The sequence below is a fragment of the Neptuniibacter sp. QD48_11 genome, assembly GCF_047778095.1.
In the GTDB taxonomy this organism is placed as follows: Bacteria; Pseudomonadota; Gammaproteobacteria; order Pseudomonadales; family Balneatricaceae; genus Neptuniibacter.
In genome coordinates, this window is the sequence record NZ_CP180551.1 from 3445372 (window position 1) to 3461330 (window position 15959).

Sequence of the window (15959 nt, forward strand, 5' to 3'; positions counted from 1 at the left end):
ACTTAACTATGAACACGAGTCCTTAGCTGCTCTAACTCCTTAAGGGCCTGCTCAAATTCAAATTCTTCCGCGGCGATTAATAGTGCCTGTAACTCCGTTTTATAATCATCCGGGCTATTATAAATTAACTCTGACACTGTAGAGGTCGCCCGACTGTTACCCTCTTTGAGAAGCTCTGTAATCTCATCCAAAGCCGCCATAAAAGAGGAATCGCCTTTATTAGTTATAGACGGTTGTAGCGAAGTTGCCTCTTTGGGCCCTAAAGCAACGTCAGAAGTAACAAATGCCGATATGGCACTGCTGAGCTGTTGGGCTTGTACGAGACATTCAGCAATTCGCTCTTTTTCACTTTCAGGGTTTTCACCTCGCAAACCTACTTCCAATTGCTGAGCAAGACTAAATAACTCGGTGCCTCCCAAATTCCCCACTAACCCAGCAAAGGTATGTACCCGATCAGCCGCCTCAACGAATTTTTGATGCTGCCAAAGAGACTGTACCTCAGTGAACGTTTCACCCTGCTCCTCGGCAAACTGCTTTAAGAGTTTGTGATAGAGGCCAAGATTACCATTAACCCGAGCCACTGCTTCTTCACAGTTAAGGCCCTCGATTGTTGGTATCGGACTGGTTGAGGAATGATGCACGATCTTCGGCGTGATCCACTGCGCTAAGGTTTCTAATAGCACCTGCGGCTGTATAGGCTTAGTGATATGCGCATTCATCCCGACCGCTTCGGTGCGCTCGATATCCTCCTGCATCGCATTGGCGGTCATCGCAATAATCGGAACGCTTTGGTAATCCGCAATCTCTCTCAACCTCTGCGTAGCCTCCAGACCATCCATTACTGGCATTTGGATATCCATCAACACCAAATCAAATGGTGTTTCTTGCGCTTGCTCTATCGCCTCCACACCATTGCCCGCCACACTAACCTCTAGACCTAAGCCTGTAAGCATCTCAGTGGCGATCTGTTGATTAATCAGGTTATCTTCCACCAACAAAACATGGGTATGCTTAAACTCTTTGGCAGCTTCGGCTTGCGTTGGAATAACCTTTGGCTGCCGTCCGCCTAGGTCAGCTTTGATATTCAACGCTTTCATTATCGCGCTGAGCAGTAAAGATGGACTCACAGGCTTGAGCAGGAAGCCGTCTAAATCCTCAGCACAGGCTTGATGAAGAATCCCCTCCCGATGATGCGCGGTAACCATCACGACCGCGGGAACCGGCTGGCTTGGGTTCAACGCTTTGATCTGTTTTGCACATTCAAAGCCGTCCAAGCCCGGCATATGCCAATCGATCAGAAGGAGATCATAAGGAGGTTCGTCACTGTCACTTACCCGCTGCAGTTCAGCAATCGCTTCTTCTCCCGAACTTAAGGCATAACCGTACATACCGAAGTTACACACTAGCGAGCTCAGCACATCACGAGATGCAGAGCTGTCATCCACAATCAAAACACGGGTGCCTTGCAGGCGTTTAGCAGGGTTTTCGGTGGCGAGATCAATTTCAGCCAATTCAAACTCACTGGTAAACGCAAAGCAGGAGCCGTGGCCCGTTTCGCTACTCACCGTGATTTCACCACCCATCAACTCAACTAGTTGTTTACTGATCACTAAGCCTAGACCTGAACCACCATATCGACGGGTGGTTGATGCATCCGCCTGACCAAAGCTTTTAAAGAGTCTTGCTTGTTCCTCTACAGATAAACCAATACCGGAGTCAGTCACACTAAACTGCAACCGCACCTTACCGCTCTCTCTCGAAACTTCTTCCACCTTGATTGAGATCTCGCCTTGCTCGGTAAACTTAATGGCATTGCCCACAAGATTCGTCAGCACTTGCCCTAAGCGTAAGGGATCGCCTCGTAGTTGACGCGGAAGCTCCCAAGGGTGAAAAAGTAGGATCTCTAAGCCTTTTTCCTCAGCTTTAAGACGCAGTAAATCACATAAATGTTCCAGCACATCGTCCAAAGAGAAGTCGATGGTTTCGACACTCATCCGCCCCGCTTCGATCTTAGACAGATCAAGAATATCGTTAATCACACGGAGCAAGTTATGCCCCGCCATTTGGATTTTTCTTAGGTAATCATGCTGCTGATCGGTTAGCTCCGTTTGCAGAGCAAGATGACTAAACCCAACCACCGCATTCATCGGCGTACGGATCTCATGACTCATATTGGCGAGAAATTCAGATTTGGATTTGGTGGCCGCTTCGGCTTCAGCTTTGGCCTGCTCCAATTGCTGCTGGGCTTTTTTCTGACCGCTGATATCTACCACCCAGAACAGGATCTGGCGTTCATCCTGAAAGAAGATCCGCTCCCAAGTTAATAGTGCCCAGAACACCGATCCATCCCTACGCACTAGTTCAACCTCAGTGGTGCTGACGCGGCCATGCTTGCGATATTCTTGAGCAAAGAATTCTCGGTCCTCATCATGTAGCCAACTGTTTTCAGGATTATGCTGTAGCCAAGACTCGATACTAAAACCAAACATATTGGCGCAGGTCTGATTTGAGTAACTCAGTTGATGCTCAACAGGGTTATATACACTCACCGCGATCGGGCTAGTTTCGAGAATATTGCGCAAGTAACTGTGACTCTTTTCTAGGGCTTGCTGACTTAAGGTCAGCTCTTGAGTACGCTCTTTGACCTTCTCTTCTAGCTTGCCTTTGTATTCCCTCTCGCTTTGTAAAAGTTGATTTCGCTCTCTAAGCAAGGCCTTAAGTTCCGCCTCAGCGCTGTTTAGATCATGGAACTGTTTAGTTAATCCTTGCTGCATCCGATTGATAGCATCAGCGACCACATCAAATTCATCAGGATCTTCTTGATCTTGGGGTTTGGAGAGTTTCAGTGGTTTGTTCTCGCCCTCTAATTCCCACCTAGATACATATTCAGTCACCGTCCCTAAGTGCCGGGTCACACGCAACCACATCAATAGCATGATAAAACCCGCAACTATTGCGGTTTTCACACCATTACTAATCAGAATAACGCTGGCTCGGTTGATCAACCTCTCATAAACATTATCGATACTGGCCGTTACTACCAGCGCACCAAGATAGATAGGATCGGCTTGGTTTACTCGCAAAAATTCTAGGGGGTAAACATGCTCTCGAGAGTTATCAGAGATCTTATCGCCAAACTCCCATACGCCACCTTGTTCATCTCTGATCACTACATGCTCTATATCTGGCAGCTGCTGTAAGCCTTCTAGATGCACACCAATCTGGGCGCCATCCATCGACCATAAGCCAAGGGATAAAGGAGGGACATGCGATCTTTCTATATCAACAAATTGCTGTTCAATGCGGCTGATATCAGCGTGATAGTCGAACGCTAACTGCACGCTGGTCGTGATCAACGTAAAACAGGAGCTAAATAAAATTACCTGTATCGCAAACTGTTTACCCAGACGTCCTGATATCGCTTGTTTAAGCCGTCTCATCCAGCGCCTCGCAATCGAAAGATCCTTGCATGAGTTTAGTTCAGCTGCAGAATTTCGTTGCGAGAAAGGGCGAATTTCGCGCAAAAGGCACGAAATTCAGCCAACGAGTTTATACCCTGTAAAATCTACTTTTTATTTCGCGCCAACATTAAGAAGGCTAGGTATAAACGACTTTTACGATTAGGTTTAGCGGCTAGCTTGTTTTGATCCTGTTCAGAAGAAGTGACGGACCTGAAGTAATGGCCACTAAAGCAAAAGATGGGGGATTTGAGCCCAAAATGCCAATCATCTTGGGCAGCTAATTGTGTAAAAATTGAAGAAGGTAAAGACGTGGGTAGATGTGTGGGCGCAGTATCCATTGCACTCACTGAATGAGATGCAAGCGCCAGAGCCATCCCTGCGACACAGCCGAATAGTGGTTTTGCAAACAACATAACGACAACCTCAGCAGAAGCGAGAGTTTTTATCGTCGGCGGTCCGGCCATCCCATAGGGACCCGTAACTTTGCGTCGCCCAATTGCTTGGGTTTTGCCTTTTCGAGAGTTAATCCCGCGAAAAAACAGATCCTGTTCACCCTAAGCTGTCGGCGGCTTGTGCAAAAGCTAAAGATCCCTTTGGCTTTTTATAATCCTAAACTTACCTGCGGTTTAAGTTTTTGTTTCAGATCCACTTTTGGATAGCAGCTAAACAGGCGCTCAATATCGATACCATCTTTCGACAACGCAGCTTTCACAACATCGCTACGGTCTTGCGCTAACTGCTGCAGCTTTGGTGTCACTTCTGCCTGAAGTTGTTCCTCGGGTAGAGGCTTTTTGCGCTTAGCATTTTCAGCCAAAATCTGTTGCCATATAGCTGGCTGGTCTTCAGCAACAGCAAGGCCACAGATATTCATCCGCATGCCCTTTCGTTCCTGCATCATCTGGGTCAATTTCGACAGATAAGCTGAAGATTCAGAATTAAGCGTGGCACCCGCCACGTCGAAGTAGACCGGTTGCAGAGTAATGAACGAGCCTTTCTCTTGTGCATCCATCACCATCTTGCCGATCGAAATCAACGTACCGAAAGGCTGTAGTGCTTTGGTTAGATAACCCATGGCTGCACTCTTCAAACCTTTACCCGCAAGCTTATTAATTACGGTCTGATAGCCAAACTGAGGATCATCCAAAGAGCCATCAATTGGGATCTCTAAATCAATATTGTCATCGTTATCCTGCAGGATCATCAATGCCGTTCCTAGAGGCATCGATACCTTCTGATCAAACTCGCCACTACGCTCACTATTTCTCGCTTCAACATCGAGTTTGTTCAAACGAATATCGGTATCACCCTTGAGTTTACGACCTTTAATAGTGCCTTTTGTGGTTAAGCTAAGCTGACCACTCTGCAAGTAATAACCGGTGTATTCAAGCGAGTAAGGACTTACTTGCGGAAGTTCAAGGCCTTTAATTTTGGCATCCCAATGACCACCGAAATTACCACTAAATAGCTCAATAGCGCCCTTGGCATTAATGGTGGACAACTTGTTTTTAGCCTTCAGATCAAACGCCGTTTTACCTTTGGAACCGGTATCTAGATTACTCAAAGCGAGGCGCTGAATTGTTAGATTGGTTTTAAAAGCAGGTTTAACCCCACCATCGACAATTTGGATTGGATTGCTGCCACTGACACGCAGTTTGTTCAGCTTAACTCTGATTGGCTTGCTTGCTTGTTTCTCGGCTTCTTTCGCTGATGTGGTAGCCTTTTCCTCACCGCTAGATAGCTGAGCTAATAACCAATCCAGATCAGTCAACTGACGCTTAGATGACAACAGCACCCGCGTTTTGCTATCACTCAACTGCACAGAGTTAATACTCAGTTCGCTTTGCTGTTTAAACTTAATATCATCGGCCGTGATTGCTCCCCACTGGGTAAATACCCCGCCATTACCCTGAACGTTGAGTTTCTCGGTTTCAAGCTTACCTAGACTGATATCGTTAACGTCTCGTAGTTGTGCCTGAGTTAAGCGCAAAGTAGCCAGACTAATCAGTTCCTGCTGCCCTTTAGACAAAGCAAAGTTTTGCAGAGCAACTGTAGGGATATTAGCCTGCCAGTTTTTCATATCAGCAGTCTGCACAGCACCGCGCGCCAATACACCATTGATATTGATAGTCTGCCCCGCTTGATTCAGCGCAATGCCTTCCGCTTTTAAAACCAGATCCTTAAGGGTCAGTTTTTGCAGCCCTTCCATCTCGACTGCAGAGACCAAATCGGCCCCTTTTAAATTGACCGTTTGCCCGCCTTGATCAAGCTGCAAACCTGCCACTTTGATTTGGCCTGCAGTTTTTAGCTGTTTTAGTTCACCCGCTAAAACGCCCAAATCAACATCACCTTTCCAAGCTAGTGAGTTTTGTTTTAGCGCCATATTATCTTGGCGGAACTTCAAACCACGTAACTTAACGCTGCCTTTTTGTTTTACCTGTAATAACTGATTAGTCAGGTTTGTGCGTACATTTAGATCGAGATCCATATCCAGATGGCCACGAAGTTCAGGCATAAATACTGCCGTGACACTGTGGATAGGGAAGTTATTTAACTTAACTTTGATCTCAGAACTCTTCTCTTCAGGAAGAGGCTTGGACTGGGACTGCAATACGATTGGCGCACCGTTTAAAGAGCCATCAAGATCCAAGGCAACCGGCTGATCCTGATCCCAAAGGTAGAAGTCGGCGATACGTCCTGTTTTCAATTGCAGCTTATGCGTCTGGTCATCTAACTCTGCTTGCCAGTTGATCGCTTGAAGATTTAACTGCGCTAAACCAAAGCTCCAATTTGAAGGAGGCTCTTCTGGCTTTTCCTCAACCTCTACTTCTTCGGACTTAAATTGGTTCAGATCGATTGGACCTAGCCAAAGTGCCTGCTCTTTCTGACGAACACCTAAATTAATGCCAGCAAGGCTCAGATCAGAAATTAAGATACGTTCTTGCTGAAGCTGCTCATAATCCAGATCAACCGAGAGACTATCTACCTGCAGAGGCGGCTTTTCTGCAGCTTCCGCTTTAAGACCTTTAATATTGATACGGCCTTCAAACCACTCTACTTCTAAAGCTGATAACTGAGCTTTATCCGCACCATTGTTCAGTAACCACAGCACCACCTGATCTCGCACCAATAGAGGCAAGTTATGTAGTAACAGAGCAACCAAAACGATAACAACCAGAAGAAAACGCAACATAGTCCCTTTTCGCCAGACGAGCTAATAACCTCTCTATCATAATCCAGTTTCATGAATAGAAAGCGAATCTTTAGGATAGAAACTCAAAAAACAGCATAAGTTTAGTGAAAAATTGAAACCGACCGAAAAGTCCCTACAGTTTGTAATGATACCTTGACGCTATTACAGTCCCTAAGGACGATTTATTCTGGCTATTAAAAACTTTCTACTCTTGATAAAATCGCCCACGTTTTTGAAGCCTTAGCGCTTCCGACAAGACAGTTCTATGCACATAAACTTTTGCGCGATTTAAATCGATTGCAATAAACCTGGAACCAGAAGCTCTTAAGGGCTCATCAGCAGGTGAAGTCAAATGCTGTGACTTCAATGATCGATCAAAATCCGCATGCCTGACATTAGGGTGACTTCGATGGCAGATCATGACGAAAACTTCCGCGATTCTTCAGGTTTCTCCTGGATCATCATTAACTTGATCGCTATGGCGTGGATCACTATGCCTGCTAGCATCGCACTGAGCCGCGTTACTCTGTAATCGCCTCAGCCTGTTTGAGCTGTTTCGGTTGCTGTGTTAAACAGGAACTATGAAACAGCTCAAAATTGGACAAGTCGCAAAACAATCCGGCATCAGCGTAGAAACCGTTCGTTATTACGAACAGCGCGGCCTTATCCCCGAACCCGACCGCCTTCCTTCCGGTTATAGGGTCTACCCGGAAACTATCCTGCAACGTCTACACTTTATCCATCGCTGCAAAGACCTTGGCTTTTCGCTGCAAGAAATTAGCGAGCTCCTGTCGCTACAGACCGACCCGACCACCAGCTCTGCACTGGTAAAACAGCAGGTCGAACATAAGATCGCGTTAGTCAAAACCAAGATCAGCGAACTACAAAAGATCGAGCACTCATTAGAGCAGCTCTCCAATAGTTGCTGCGGGGAAGGTACTGTCTCGGACTGCCCAATTATCGACTTTTTGAAGCACTAGAAATCGCCATCACAACGGAGACTTGCGAGTAAGGCAAAAAATCCCCAAGATTAGTGTTCAATAAGATCTATACGACACAGATGACCCCAACACCATGAACAAACCTTGCTCCGAGAACAACTTCGCCGCAGAACAAGCAGAGCGACTATTAAGCAGCTTTGAACGCCTTACCGGAAAATCACTGATTCCATCAGACACCAGCAGTGATCAACGTGCTCAAGCACTATATAACGCAGCTCATCCCGTACTTTCCCACAATGCTAATGAAGATCCCTTGCTTAACTACTCCAACGCCAAAGGTATGGAGCAGTTCGAAATCCAATGGGAAGAGCTAATCAAACTACCATCACGCTATACCGCTGAACCACAAACCCAAGAAGAACGAAACCGCTTACTTAAAGCCGTAACCGACCATGGCTTTATTGATGATTACCAAGGCGTACGTATCTCAGCTAAAGGTAACCGCTTTATGGTTGAAGAGGCGATCGTTTGGAACGTTATCGACGAGAACGGTGTTTACTGGGGGCAAGGTGCGGTTTTGTATAAATGCAGGGCTTTGGTGGAGTAACATCTGAGCGGCTAGTCGATTGTGGTTAGACGCTGCGCTTGCTAGAACGGCTTCGCCTAACAGAAACAGTTTATGTAGGGTGTAATAACGGAGCGTATTACACCGCTTTTCTAAACCACTCAGCATCCATTGCCTATGAACTGTTGTGACAAACTAAACGACTTATATACAGTAAACTCAATTCACGAAATTTCGGAGCTAGACGGAAAACTAGCTATGGCATCTTCCGATATCGAAAATCACTCTGCAACCTTTAGATGTGGGAACTGTGGAAAGCTCTGGGTAGTGGAGAATTTAGGCAAGCGTAACGGTAAGCCTCTGAAGATTTATAAACATCGATAAGGCCTCCTTCAGGTTACATATAATTTAACCCTTCGTTTTATAAATCTATGACCTTCTTGAATGTAAAATCAGAGCATTCAGGCGGATCAGATAAGCGCCGCCGATATCCCATCTGATTACTAACCATACGAAATCCGGCCTTAGACTGTTGATCTAGGTTGGCATGAGTGTGTCCAAAACAAGCCAACTCTATTTTACCTTTAAACAGAGGTTCAAGTGCAGACCAATAACTTCCAGCAACTTCATCTACAGCAAATTGCGGATGCTGACACTCTCTCGATATTCCATGATGAGTCAGTAGTACCGTTTTGCCGTGAAAAGGTTCCACCAATTTTCCAAGCAACCAAGCTTTATGTGCTTGATGAACTGCTAACGCATCCTTGGGGGTAAAAAAGCGTTTTTCTGCATTGCTCGACGATATATGTATTTTTCGATAATCCTTAATACGAGATTTCACTACCGCTAAGTTACTCGAAGTATCTCCGTAAGCGGAAAAATCACTCCATAAAGTGCAGCCTAAAAAGCGATAGTTGCCCACGATCAACTCATCACAATTGAGCAGACTCACCAAAGTACCAGCAGCGACTGTTCGTAGCCTCTTATCAAGCTGATTTATGTCATGGCCGTAATACTCGTGATTCCCTGGCACATAGAGCCCCTTTATACTCAAGCGCTCACATTGCTCAATTGCCCAACATATCCCCTGCTCTCCCATACCTATATCGCCTAAAAACAGGATCATATCTACAGTCGTATTAGGAATATGTAGTTCTTCGCCGTCAGTAATAATTTCTAGATGTATATCTGAGAGGGGTAATAGCTTCATCAACTAACCTGAATAAAAAGAACACTCTTGCCCTGTGACCAATAACGCTCAGCTTAATTCCATCTATCTCATGGTTAATGGTAGTCTTTGCCGCTCAAGAGAAATAAACCAGATATAACACCATGAATACCACCGATGCCGATATCCTAGGCTTTGATTTAGTAGGGCCTACGCCACCAAACACCAACACTGCACAAACGGAAAGCCCTGAACAGCGTATTGCGCGAACGGCCATTGAAGTCGCTTTGTTATTTAAAGGGCAGGAAGTACATCTACGTGATATTCATTTAAATGTAGATGGCACCCTGAAGGGCGAGGTTTCTGGTTTTTCCAATGTCTGTGCGAGGGAGTTTGAAGGCGTGCGTTTTGGTCAAAGTCTATCCTTCCGCTATCAGCATATTCAGCACTCCACGCGAAAAGATCCTTAAACAAAAAAACCTGCCGTAGGCAGGTTTTTTCTAGCAAGCGCTGCGTCTAACAACTAGACGCTAGCCTCTTCATTAAAGCTTGATAGTCTCTACACCTTCAGGTGTGCCCATCAATACAACATCAGCACCACGGTTGGCGAACAAGCCGTTAGTTACAACACCCACGATATTGTTTAGCTTAGTTTCTAGCTGTTTAGGGTTCATGATCTCCATATCATGAACGTCTAAGATCACATTACCGTTATCGGTCGTGAAACCTTCGCGCCACTCTGGCATGCCGTCCAGTTTTACCAGCTCACGCGCTACTTGAGAGCGAGCCATTGGAATCACTTCTACAGGTAGTGGGAATTCGCCAAGAATATCGACTTTCTTAGTGCTATCTACGATGCAAACAAACTCTTTTGCTACCGCAGCTACAATCTTTTCGCGCGTTAGGGCACCGCCACCACCTTTCACAAGGTTCAGACCAGAGTCGAACTCGTCAGCACCATCAACATACACTTCCATCTCAGCAACAGAGTTCATGTCGTACACTTCGATACCGTGGCCTTTTAAGCGTTCAGCTGTAGCTTCAGAGCTCGCTACTGCACCTTCGAACAAGTGCTTAATTTCAGCTAAAGCATCAATGAAGAAGTTGGCAGTAGAACCTGTGCCCACACCCACAATACTGTCTTCATTTAGTTTAGGTTTGATGTACTCCACAGCAGCTTCAGCAACTGCTTTTTTCATCTCGTCCTGGGTCATGTTAGGCACCTGTTTTATGCATGTCGGAAAACAACCGGGGTTTTCACTAAAATATGTAAGAATTACGCTAAATTATACGCAGCTTTAGTGACCTATTGTAGACGTAACAGGGCGTTTCCCTTTACCATTTCCCGCTTACTTTTATTCAGACGAAACATTAGGCGAAATATCATGCCAGATAGATATATCAAAAAAATCCTCGAGGCCCGCGTTTACGACGTGGCGATCGAAACTCCACTGGATGAAGCAAAAGGTCTTTCTGAGCGTCTGAATAACCGAATTATGCTAAAGCGTGAAGATGAACAGCCTGTGTTCTCCTTCAAGCTGCGCGGCGCTTATAACAAACTATCGCAGCTCACCGAGGAAGAACGCGCTTGTGGTGTTGTTGCAGCTTCCGCGGGTAACCACGCTCAAGGCTTAGCAATGTCCGCGAAACACTTAGGTGTTAAAGCGACCATCGTCATGCCAAAAACTACGCCGGACGTAAAAGTGAACAACGTACGTCGTCTTGGCGGCAAAGTGGTACTTCACGGCGATGCTTACGACGATGCAGCGGCTCACGCTCAGAAGCTGGTTGAAGAAAAGGGCATGACTTACGTTCACCCCTTTGATGATCCCGATGTCATCGCGGGTCAAGGCACGGTTGCAATGGAAATCCTACGTCAGGAATCCGGCCCAATCGAAGCGATCTTTGTCCCTGTTGGTGGTGGCGGTCTCGTTGCAGGTATTGCGGCGTACGTTAAATACCTTCGCCCAGAAACTAAGGTTATCGGCGTAGAATCCGAAGATTCTGCCTGCCTAAAAGCGGCGTTGGATGCGGGTAAACGTGTAACTTTGGATCAGGTTGGCATCTTTGCCGACGGTGTTGCTGTAGCAATCATCGGCGAAAACACTTTTGAAGTAGCGAAGAAATACGTTGATGATGTCATCACTGTATCGACGGATGAGATCTGCGCTGCGATTAAAGATATCTACGACGACACTCGCTCTATCTGCGAACCTGCAGGAGCGCTAGGTGTTGCCGGTATGAAAAAGTATGTTGCTCGTGAAGAGATCAGTGATAAGACACTTATCGCAATCGACTCTGGCGCCAACGTAAACTTCGACCGTTTACGCCATATCGCTGAACGTTCCGAACTGGGTGAACAACGTGAAGCGATTATCGCCGCACGTATCCCTGAGAAACCGGGTAGCTTTAAGAAGTTCTGCTCAGCGTTAGGCAACCGCAATATCACTGAATTTAACTACCGTTATAGCGATGATAGCAACGCTATCGTCTTTGCAGGTATTCAGCTAAAAGCCGGTGGTGATGGCCGCGAAGAAGTGGTCAGCGAGCTACGTGACAAAGAATACGAAGTTGAAGATCTAAGCGAAAACGAAATTGCTAAAATCCACGTCCGTTATATGGTCGGTGGGCATGCGCCAGCAACGCTGGAAAACGAAGTGATCTACCGCTTTGAATTCCCAGAGCGCCCAGGCGCACTGATGAACTTCCTAAAGAAATTGGGTGGGAAATGGAACATCTCAATGTTCCACTACCGTAACCACGGTGCCGCATATGGTCGCGTATTGGTAGGTATGCAAGTGCCTGAAGCTGAACGTGATCAAGTTGGCACTTTCTTGGAAGAGATCGGCTACAACTACTGGGAAGAGACTGATAACACAGCTTATAAGCTGTTCTTAGGTTAATCCCTGCTATCAACCCTGATGATCACTGACTGGTCATCAGGGTTAATGTCCACCCTTACCGCAGTCAGCCTCTGATACTCAGAACCTAACTCTGCAAAATCTGCGTTCCCTAACTCTTTGCCCAACCGTTTCAAGTAATACTGACCACCTTTGGAATAGATCTTATCGCCAATAATCGGGTGGTCTAGATGTGCTAAATGCGCCCTAATCTGGTGTTTCCTTCCAGTCATTAGCTCGCATTCAATTAAGCTTTTACCCTCTTCCTTTCGCAAGACCCGAAACAAGGTTTGGCTCTGTTTAGGCTTGGGGTACAAGTCTGATTCGGCTTGGTCCACCACATACATCTGACTGCGAATCGGACTACCAACTTTTTCCGATAGCTCACATTCGTAGCTGAGTTCATCCCATTCAGGAATGCCCTCTACCCAAGCGTGATAGATTTTTTTGCTGATCAATTTATCTAAACGCGGCTTCCACTTTTTATCCGCCACTTTGTTTTTGGCTAGTAGAATGATGCCTGCGGTCTCGGTATCAAGACGATGCAATAGGTGCGCATCCTCATAGGCTGTCTGACGACGAACAAGAGAGATTAACGTGTAATATAAATTTCGAGTGGTACGGCTCACTGGCAGCAGATGGGGCTTAAATACAGCTAGAATTTCGTCGTCTTCCCAAAGCTTTCGCCAGTGGGTATCAACAGGCTCTTCATAATGATCCGATAGTGATACAGCTACCTTCTGCCCTACTGCTAAGACATGGTTTGCAGAAGCAATCTGGCCATCTACAGATATAAAACCCTCAGCGAATAGCTGCGGCAGTTGTGCTTGATGAAGACTGGCTAAACGCGTGGATAAGAAGCAGGAAATGGTTGGGCCTGCTGAATAAACTGTAAAATCCAAGACAAAGCCATCAGCCATGATTCCCTCCTAGCCACTAACAAGCGCAACATCTAGCAACAGGCTAGTCGCTTTAAGGCATCTCTGGCGAGTGCTCAAACCCTTCGCTAAAGAACGCTTTGATAGAAAAAAGCAGCAGTGAAGTTAGGCCCCAGATCAGACCAGTAACTACGCCAAGGTCAACAATGCCGCGCCATGGCTGCTCTAGTTGATGCACTAGCAAGACCATAGAGATGATGCCCAGCGTTAAGCAGTAGGTAACGATCATACGTTTACGAACGATCGAGAAGAACCCCATGCAAAACAGGGGCGCAAAGACAAAACGGACCGGAGAGACATTCTGAGAAAGATACAGAATACGAGCCGCCACACGCGGTGACCACGCTTGTTGAAAGCCGCGATAGCCTTCGGCAAAACCCATAAAGATCACGCTAAATGCTAATGCCGCCCAGTGATACCAAGAGAGATCATAGTTAAAGGTTTGTAGACCTATATCGCTAAGACGATAGATCGCGCTGCCTATTAACAGGAAAATACCGCTGATACCCCATAGCGCTGCTATATAACCAATCACTCTATCTGTCTCTTTTGTAACCAATGCATTAGATGCGGCGATTATACCCTCGCCAGCGATAGAGCCCAAATTTAAGACAAAAAAAACCACCGCGAGCGGTGGTTAAAGCACTAATCAACAGTTTAAACGGGGGAGAAGCTCCCCCCTTGAGTGAGGTTGATTCGGTAAAACTTAATAGCCTTTCAAGTGATCTATATATTCCGGTAGGAATAGAGAGATCTGCGGCACATAAGTGATAAGCATTAAGAAGCCTAACAGTAGGCATAGCCATGGTAGGCAGGCCTTGATAACCCAGACCATGTTCTGCCCGGTTATCCCGGCGGTTACAAAGAGGTTGAGTCCCACCGGTGGGGTGAGCATCCCGATCTCCATGTTTACAACCATGATGATACCTAGGTGAATTGGGTCGATACCTAGCTGCGTTGCGATTGGGAACAGGATCGGCGCCATGATCAATAGGATCGCTGATGGCTCCATGAAGTTACCCGCAATCAGTAGCAAGATGTTTACTACGATCAGGAAGCCCCACGCTGGTAGACCCCAAGCTAGGATCTGCTCTGCAATCGTGTGTGGAATACGCTCTGTCGTAAGAACGTGTGCAAACAGCATTGCGTTAGCAATGATGAATAGCAGCATCATGGACACTTTAGACGCATCGATCAGTACTTTACGTACTTCTGGATCGTTAACAGATTTTGGTAGCGCCCAAAGCATTTGTAGCGCATTACGAATAGCAGCAGTGATAAGGTTCTCGCCATCTTTCTTCCATGGCACACCTTTCATCGGGCCAATATCACGGTAACCCATTACCGCAATAAAATAGCCGTATACTGCAGCTACTGCCGCCGCTTCCGTTGGCGATGCCACACCACCGTAGATAGAACCTAGTACGATGAAGATCAGCATCAAACCACCCATCGCGATTAGGCCAGACTTAGCCAACGCGCGGAAACCTGGGAACGGCTGAGATGGGAGACCTTTAACACGCGCAACGATGTAGATAGCGATCATTAGGATCAGACCCATCATTAGGCCCGGGATGAAACCCGCCATAAACATACGTGAAGCCGAAACTTCTGTCGCTGCAGCGTATACCAACATTACGATAGACGGTGGGATCAAGATACCCAAAGTGCCCGCATTCGCGATTACACCTGCAGCGAAAGATTGTGGGTAACCAGAGCGCACCATACCCGCGATACAGATAGTACCGATCGCTGCTACTGTTGCTGGAGATGAACCAGATACCGCAGCAAATAACATACACGCCATTACCGACGCCATTGCCAGACCGCCTCGGATATGCCCCACGGTATCAACCGCGAAGTTAATCAAACGTTTTGCTACCCCCCCGGTAGACAAGAACGCAGAGGACAGAATGAAGAACGGGATCGCTAGTAGCGTGTAATGTTCTGAAGTCGCCTCAAACAGTTTCAATGCAATCGATGCCAGCGAGTCATTTGAGAACAACAAAATAGTGGTTACAGAAGATAGGCCCAATGCGATAGCAATCGGCATACCGATGATCATGCACCCAAACAGAGTGATAAACAGTACAGCAATAGTCATTTATTTATCCTCCTGCTTTTTTTGATTTTGGCTGTCATTAGGATCGCCTAGTGCTGTGTCTTTCAACTCGTTAGCGATCTCCATTGACTCTTCTGCTTCATCTGCAAAGTGGAAGCCATCAGCTTCTTTAGTTAGAACTTTCCAGCCCAGCTCTAAGAAGCGAATGATCAATAGAACAAAACCGATCACCAAAATACTCATTGGGATCCATTTCGGTACCGGAAGATCTTCCAGCTCGATACCGATCATCTTCATCTTGCTGATGTAGATCCAAGAGCCATACAAGAACAGTCCGCAGTAAACCAAGCACAGGCCAACAGCAACCAAAGTGACTAAACGATGCGTGTTTTCAGGCATCAGTTTTACAAAAACATCCACGCCGATATGCGCACCTACTTTGACACCATAAGAAGCACCAAAGAGTACAAACCATGCAGCGAGTAAAAGGGTCACTTCCTGTGCCCAATGGATACCGGCGTTAAAACCAAAGCGCGCTACCACTTCAGCAAATACCAGTAATGTCATTGAAACTAGAAGCAGGGATAAAAAGCCCTCTTCCAATTTTGTTACAAGATTACGAACCATATACAGCTCCCCTAGCGACTCACGTCGTTAATAGGTTTTTTCAAAAGGAGATATTCACAGGACAACCTACGGCTAACGCCGTTAATCGTTCTCCTCTGAACATAACC

General features: G+C 46.4%; 14 protein-coding genes and 1 riboswitch. Of the genes, 5 read left to right on the plus strand and 9 right to left on the minus strand.

The features are described from left to right. Nucleotides 1–2: 2 nt before the first annotated feature. The 3 genes from ACMXYU_RS16270 to ACMXYU_RS16280 all read right to left on the minus strand — a co-directional run bounded on the left by ACMXYU_RS16270 (nt 3) and on the right by ACMXYU_RS16280 (nt 6651). Nucleotides 3–3440 carry a response regulator gene (locus ACMXYU_RS16270; protein WP_415899481.1) on the minus strand — a complete coding sequence of 1146 codons (3438 nt, stop codon included), beginning with the start codon at nt 3438–3440 and terminating at the stop codon, nt 3–5. Between the two features lie 125 nt (nt 3441–3565). Continuing rightward, nucleotides 3566–3874 carry a hypothetical protein gene (locus ACMXYU_RS16275; RefSeq protein ID WP_415899482.1) on the minus strand — a complete coding sequence of 103 codons (309 nt, stop codon included), beginning with the start codon at nt 3872–3874 and terminating at the stop codon, nt 3566–3568. Between the two features lie 34 nt (nt 3875–3908). Further along, nucleotides 3909–3983: riboswitch (cyclic di-GMP riboswitch) on the minus strand. Nucleotides 3984–4062: 79 nt separating this feature from the next. After that, nucleotides 4063–6651, minus strand: a complete 2589-nt coding sequence (locus ACMXYU_RS16280) for a DUF748 domain-containing protein (RefSeq protein ID WP_415899483.1) — start codon at nt 6649–6651, stop codon at nt 4063–4065. 409 nt (nt 6652–7060) lie between these two features. On the opposite strand from ACMXYU_RS16280, the gene ACMXYU_RS16285 reads away from it, so the two are divergent. The 3 genes from ACMXYU_RS16285 to ACMXYU_RS16295 all read left to right on the plus strand — a co-directional run bounded on the left by ACMXYU_RS16285 (nt 7061) and on the right by ACMXYU_RS16295 (nt 8199). After that, the gene (locus tag ACMXYU_RS16285) at nt 7061–7183 is read left to right on the plus strand and encodes a hypothetical protein (RefSeq protein WP_415882807.1); all 123 of its coding nucleotides are present in this window, start codon (nt 7061–7063) and stop codon (nt 7181–7183) included. Nucleotides 7184–7232: 49 nt separating this feature from the next. After that, nucleotides 7233–7631 (plus strand): heavy metal-responsive transcriptional regulator, encoded by a 399-nt coding sequence (locus tag ACMXYU_RS16290; RefSeq protein ID WP_415882808.1) that lies wholly within the window; start codon nt 7233–7235, stop codon nt 7629–7631. A gap of 94 nt (nt 7632–7725) precedes the next feature. Next, nucleotides 7726–8199: an MEKHLA domain-containing protein gene (locus ACMXYU_RS16295; RefSeq protein ID WP_415899484.1), complete on the plus strand. Its 474-nt coding sequence runs from the start codon at nt 7726–7728 to the stop codon at nt 8197–8199. 379 nt (nt 8200–8578) lie between these two features. Here the strand turns inward: ACMXYU_RS16295 and ACMXYU_RS16300 are convergent, their stop codons facing one another. Beyond that, nucleotides 8579–9367: a metallophosphoesterase gene (locus tag ACMXYU_RS16300; protein WP_415899485.1), complete on the minus strand. Its 789-nt coding sequence runs from the start codon at nt 9365–9367 to the stop codon at nt 8579–8581. Between the two features lie 122 nt (nt 9368–9489). Between ACMXYU_RS16300 and ACMXYU_RS16305 the strand changes: the two genes are divergently transcribed. Beyond that, nucleotides 9490–9795 (plus strand): hypothetical protein, encoded by a 306-nt coding sequence (locus ACMXYU_RS16305; protein ID WP_415899486.1) that lies wholly within the window; start codon nt 9490–9492, stop codon nt 9793–9795. A gap of 72 nt (nt 9796–9867) precedes the next feature. Here the strand turns inward: ACMXYU_RS16305 and rpiA are convergent, their stop codons facing one another. Beyond that, nucleotides 9868–10539 carry a ribose-5-phosphate isomerase RpiA gene (gene rpiA / locus ACMXYU_RS16310; protein ID WP_415899487.1) on the minus strand — a complete coding sequence of 224 codons (672 nt, stop codon included), beginning with the start codon at nt 10537–10539 and terminating at the stop codon, nt 9868–9870. 171 nt (nt 10540–10710) lie between these two features. Here rpiA and ilvA point away from each other — a divergent pair, with 171 nt between their 5' ends. Next, nucleotides 10711–12228, plus strand: coding sequence for a threonine ammonia-lyase, biosynthetic (gene ilvA, locus ACMXYU_RS16315; RefSeq protein ID WP_415899488.1), 1518 nt, complete (start codon nt 10711–10713; stop codon nt 12226–12228). Here ilvA and ACMXYU_RS16320 read toward each other — a convergent pair. The 4 genes from ACMXYU_RS16320 to ACMXYU_RS16335 all read right to left on the minus strand — a co-directional run bounded on the left by ACMXYU_RS16320 (nt 12225) and on the right by ACMXYU_RS16335 (nt 15852). Then, a complete protein-coding gene (locus ACMXYU_RS16320) occupies nt 12225–13145 on the minus strand; it encodes an RluA family pseudouridine synthase (RefSeq protein WP_415899489.1) in 921 nt (306 codons plus the stop codon). The genes ilvA and ACMXYU_RS16320 overlap by 4 nt on opposite strands. 52 nt (nt 13146–13197) lie before the next feature. Beyond that, nucleotides 13198–13698 carry a hypothetical protein gene (locus ACMXYU_RS16325; RefSeq protein WP_415889606.1) on the minus strand — a complete coding sequence of 167 codons (501 nt, stop codon included), beginning with the start codon at nt 13696–13698 and terminating at the stop codon, nt 13198–13200. A gap of 171 nt (nt 13699–13869) precedes the next feature. Then, nucleotides 13870–15267 (minus strand): TRAP transporter large permease, encoded by a 1398-nt coding sequence (locus ACMXYU_RS16330; RefSeq protein WP_415882816.1) that lies wholly within the window; start codon nt 15265–15267, stop codon nt 13870–13872. Next, nucleotides 15268–15852 carry a TRAP transporter small permease gene (locus ACMXYU_RS16335; RefSeq protein WP_415899490.1) on the minus strand — a complete coding sequence of 195 codons (585 nt, stop codon included), beginning with the start codon at nt 15850–15852 and terminating at the stop codon, nt 15268–15270. Nucleotides 15853–15959 lie beyond the last annotated feature (107 nt).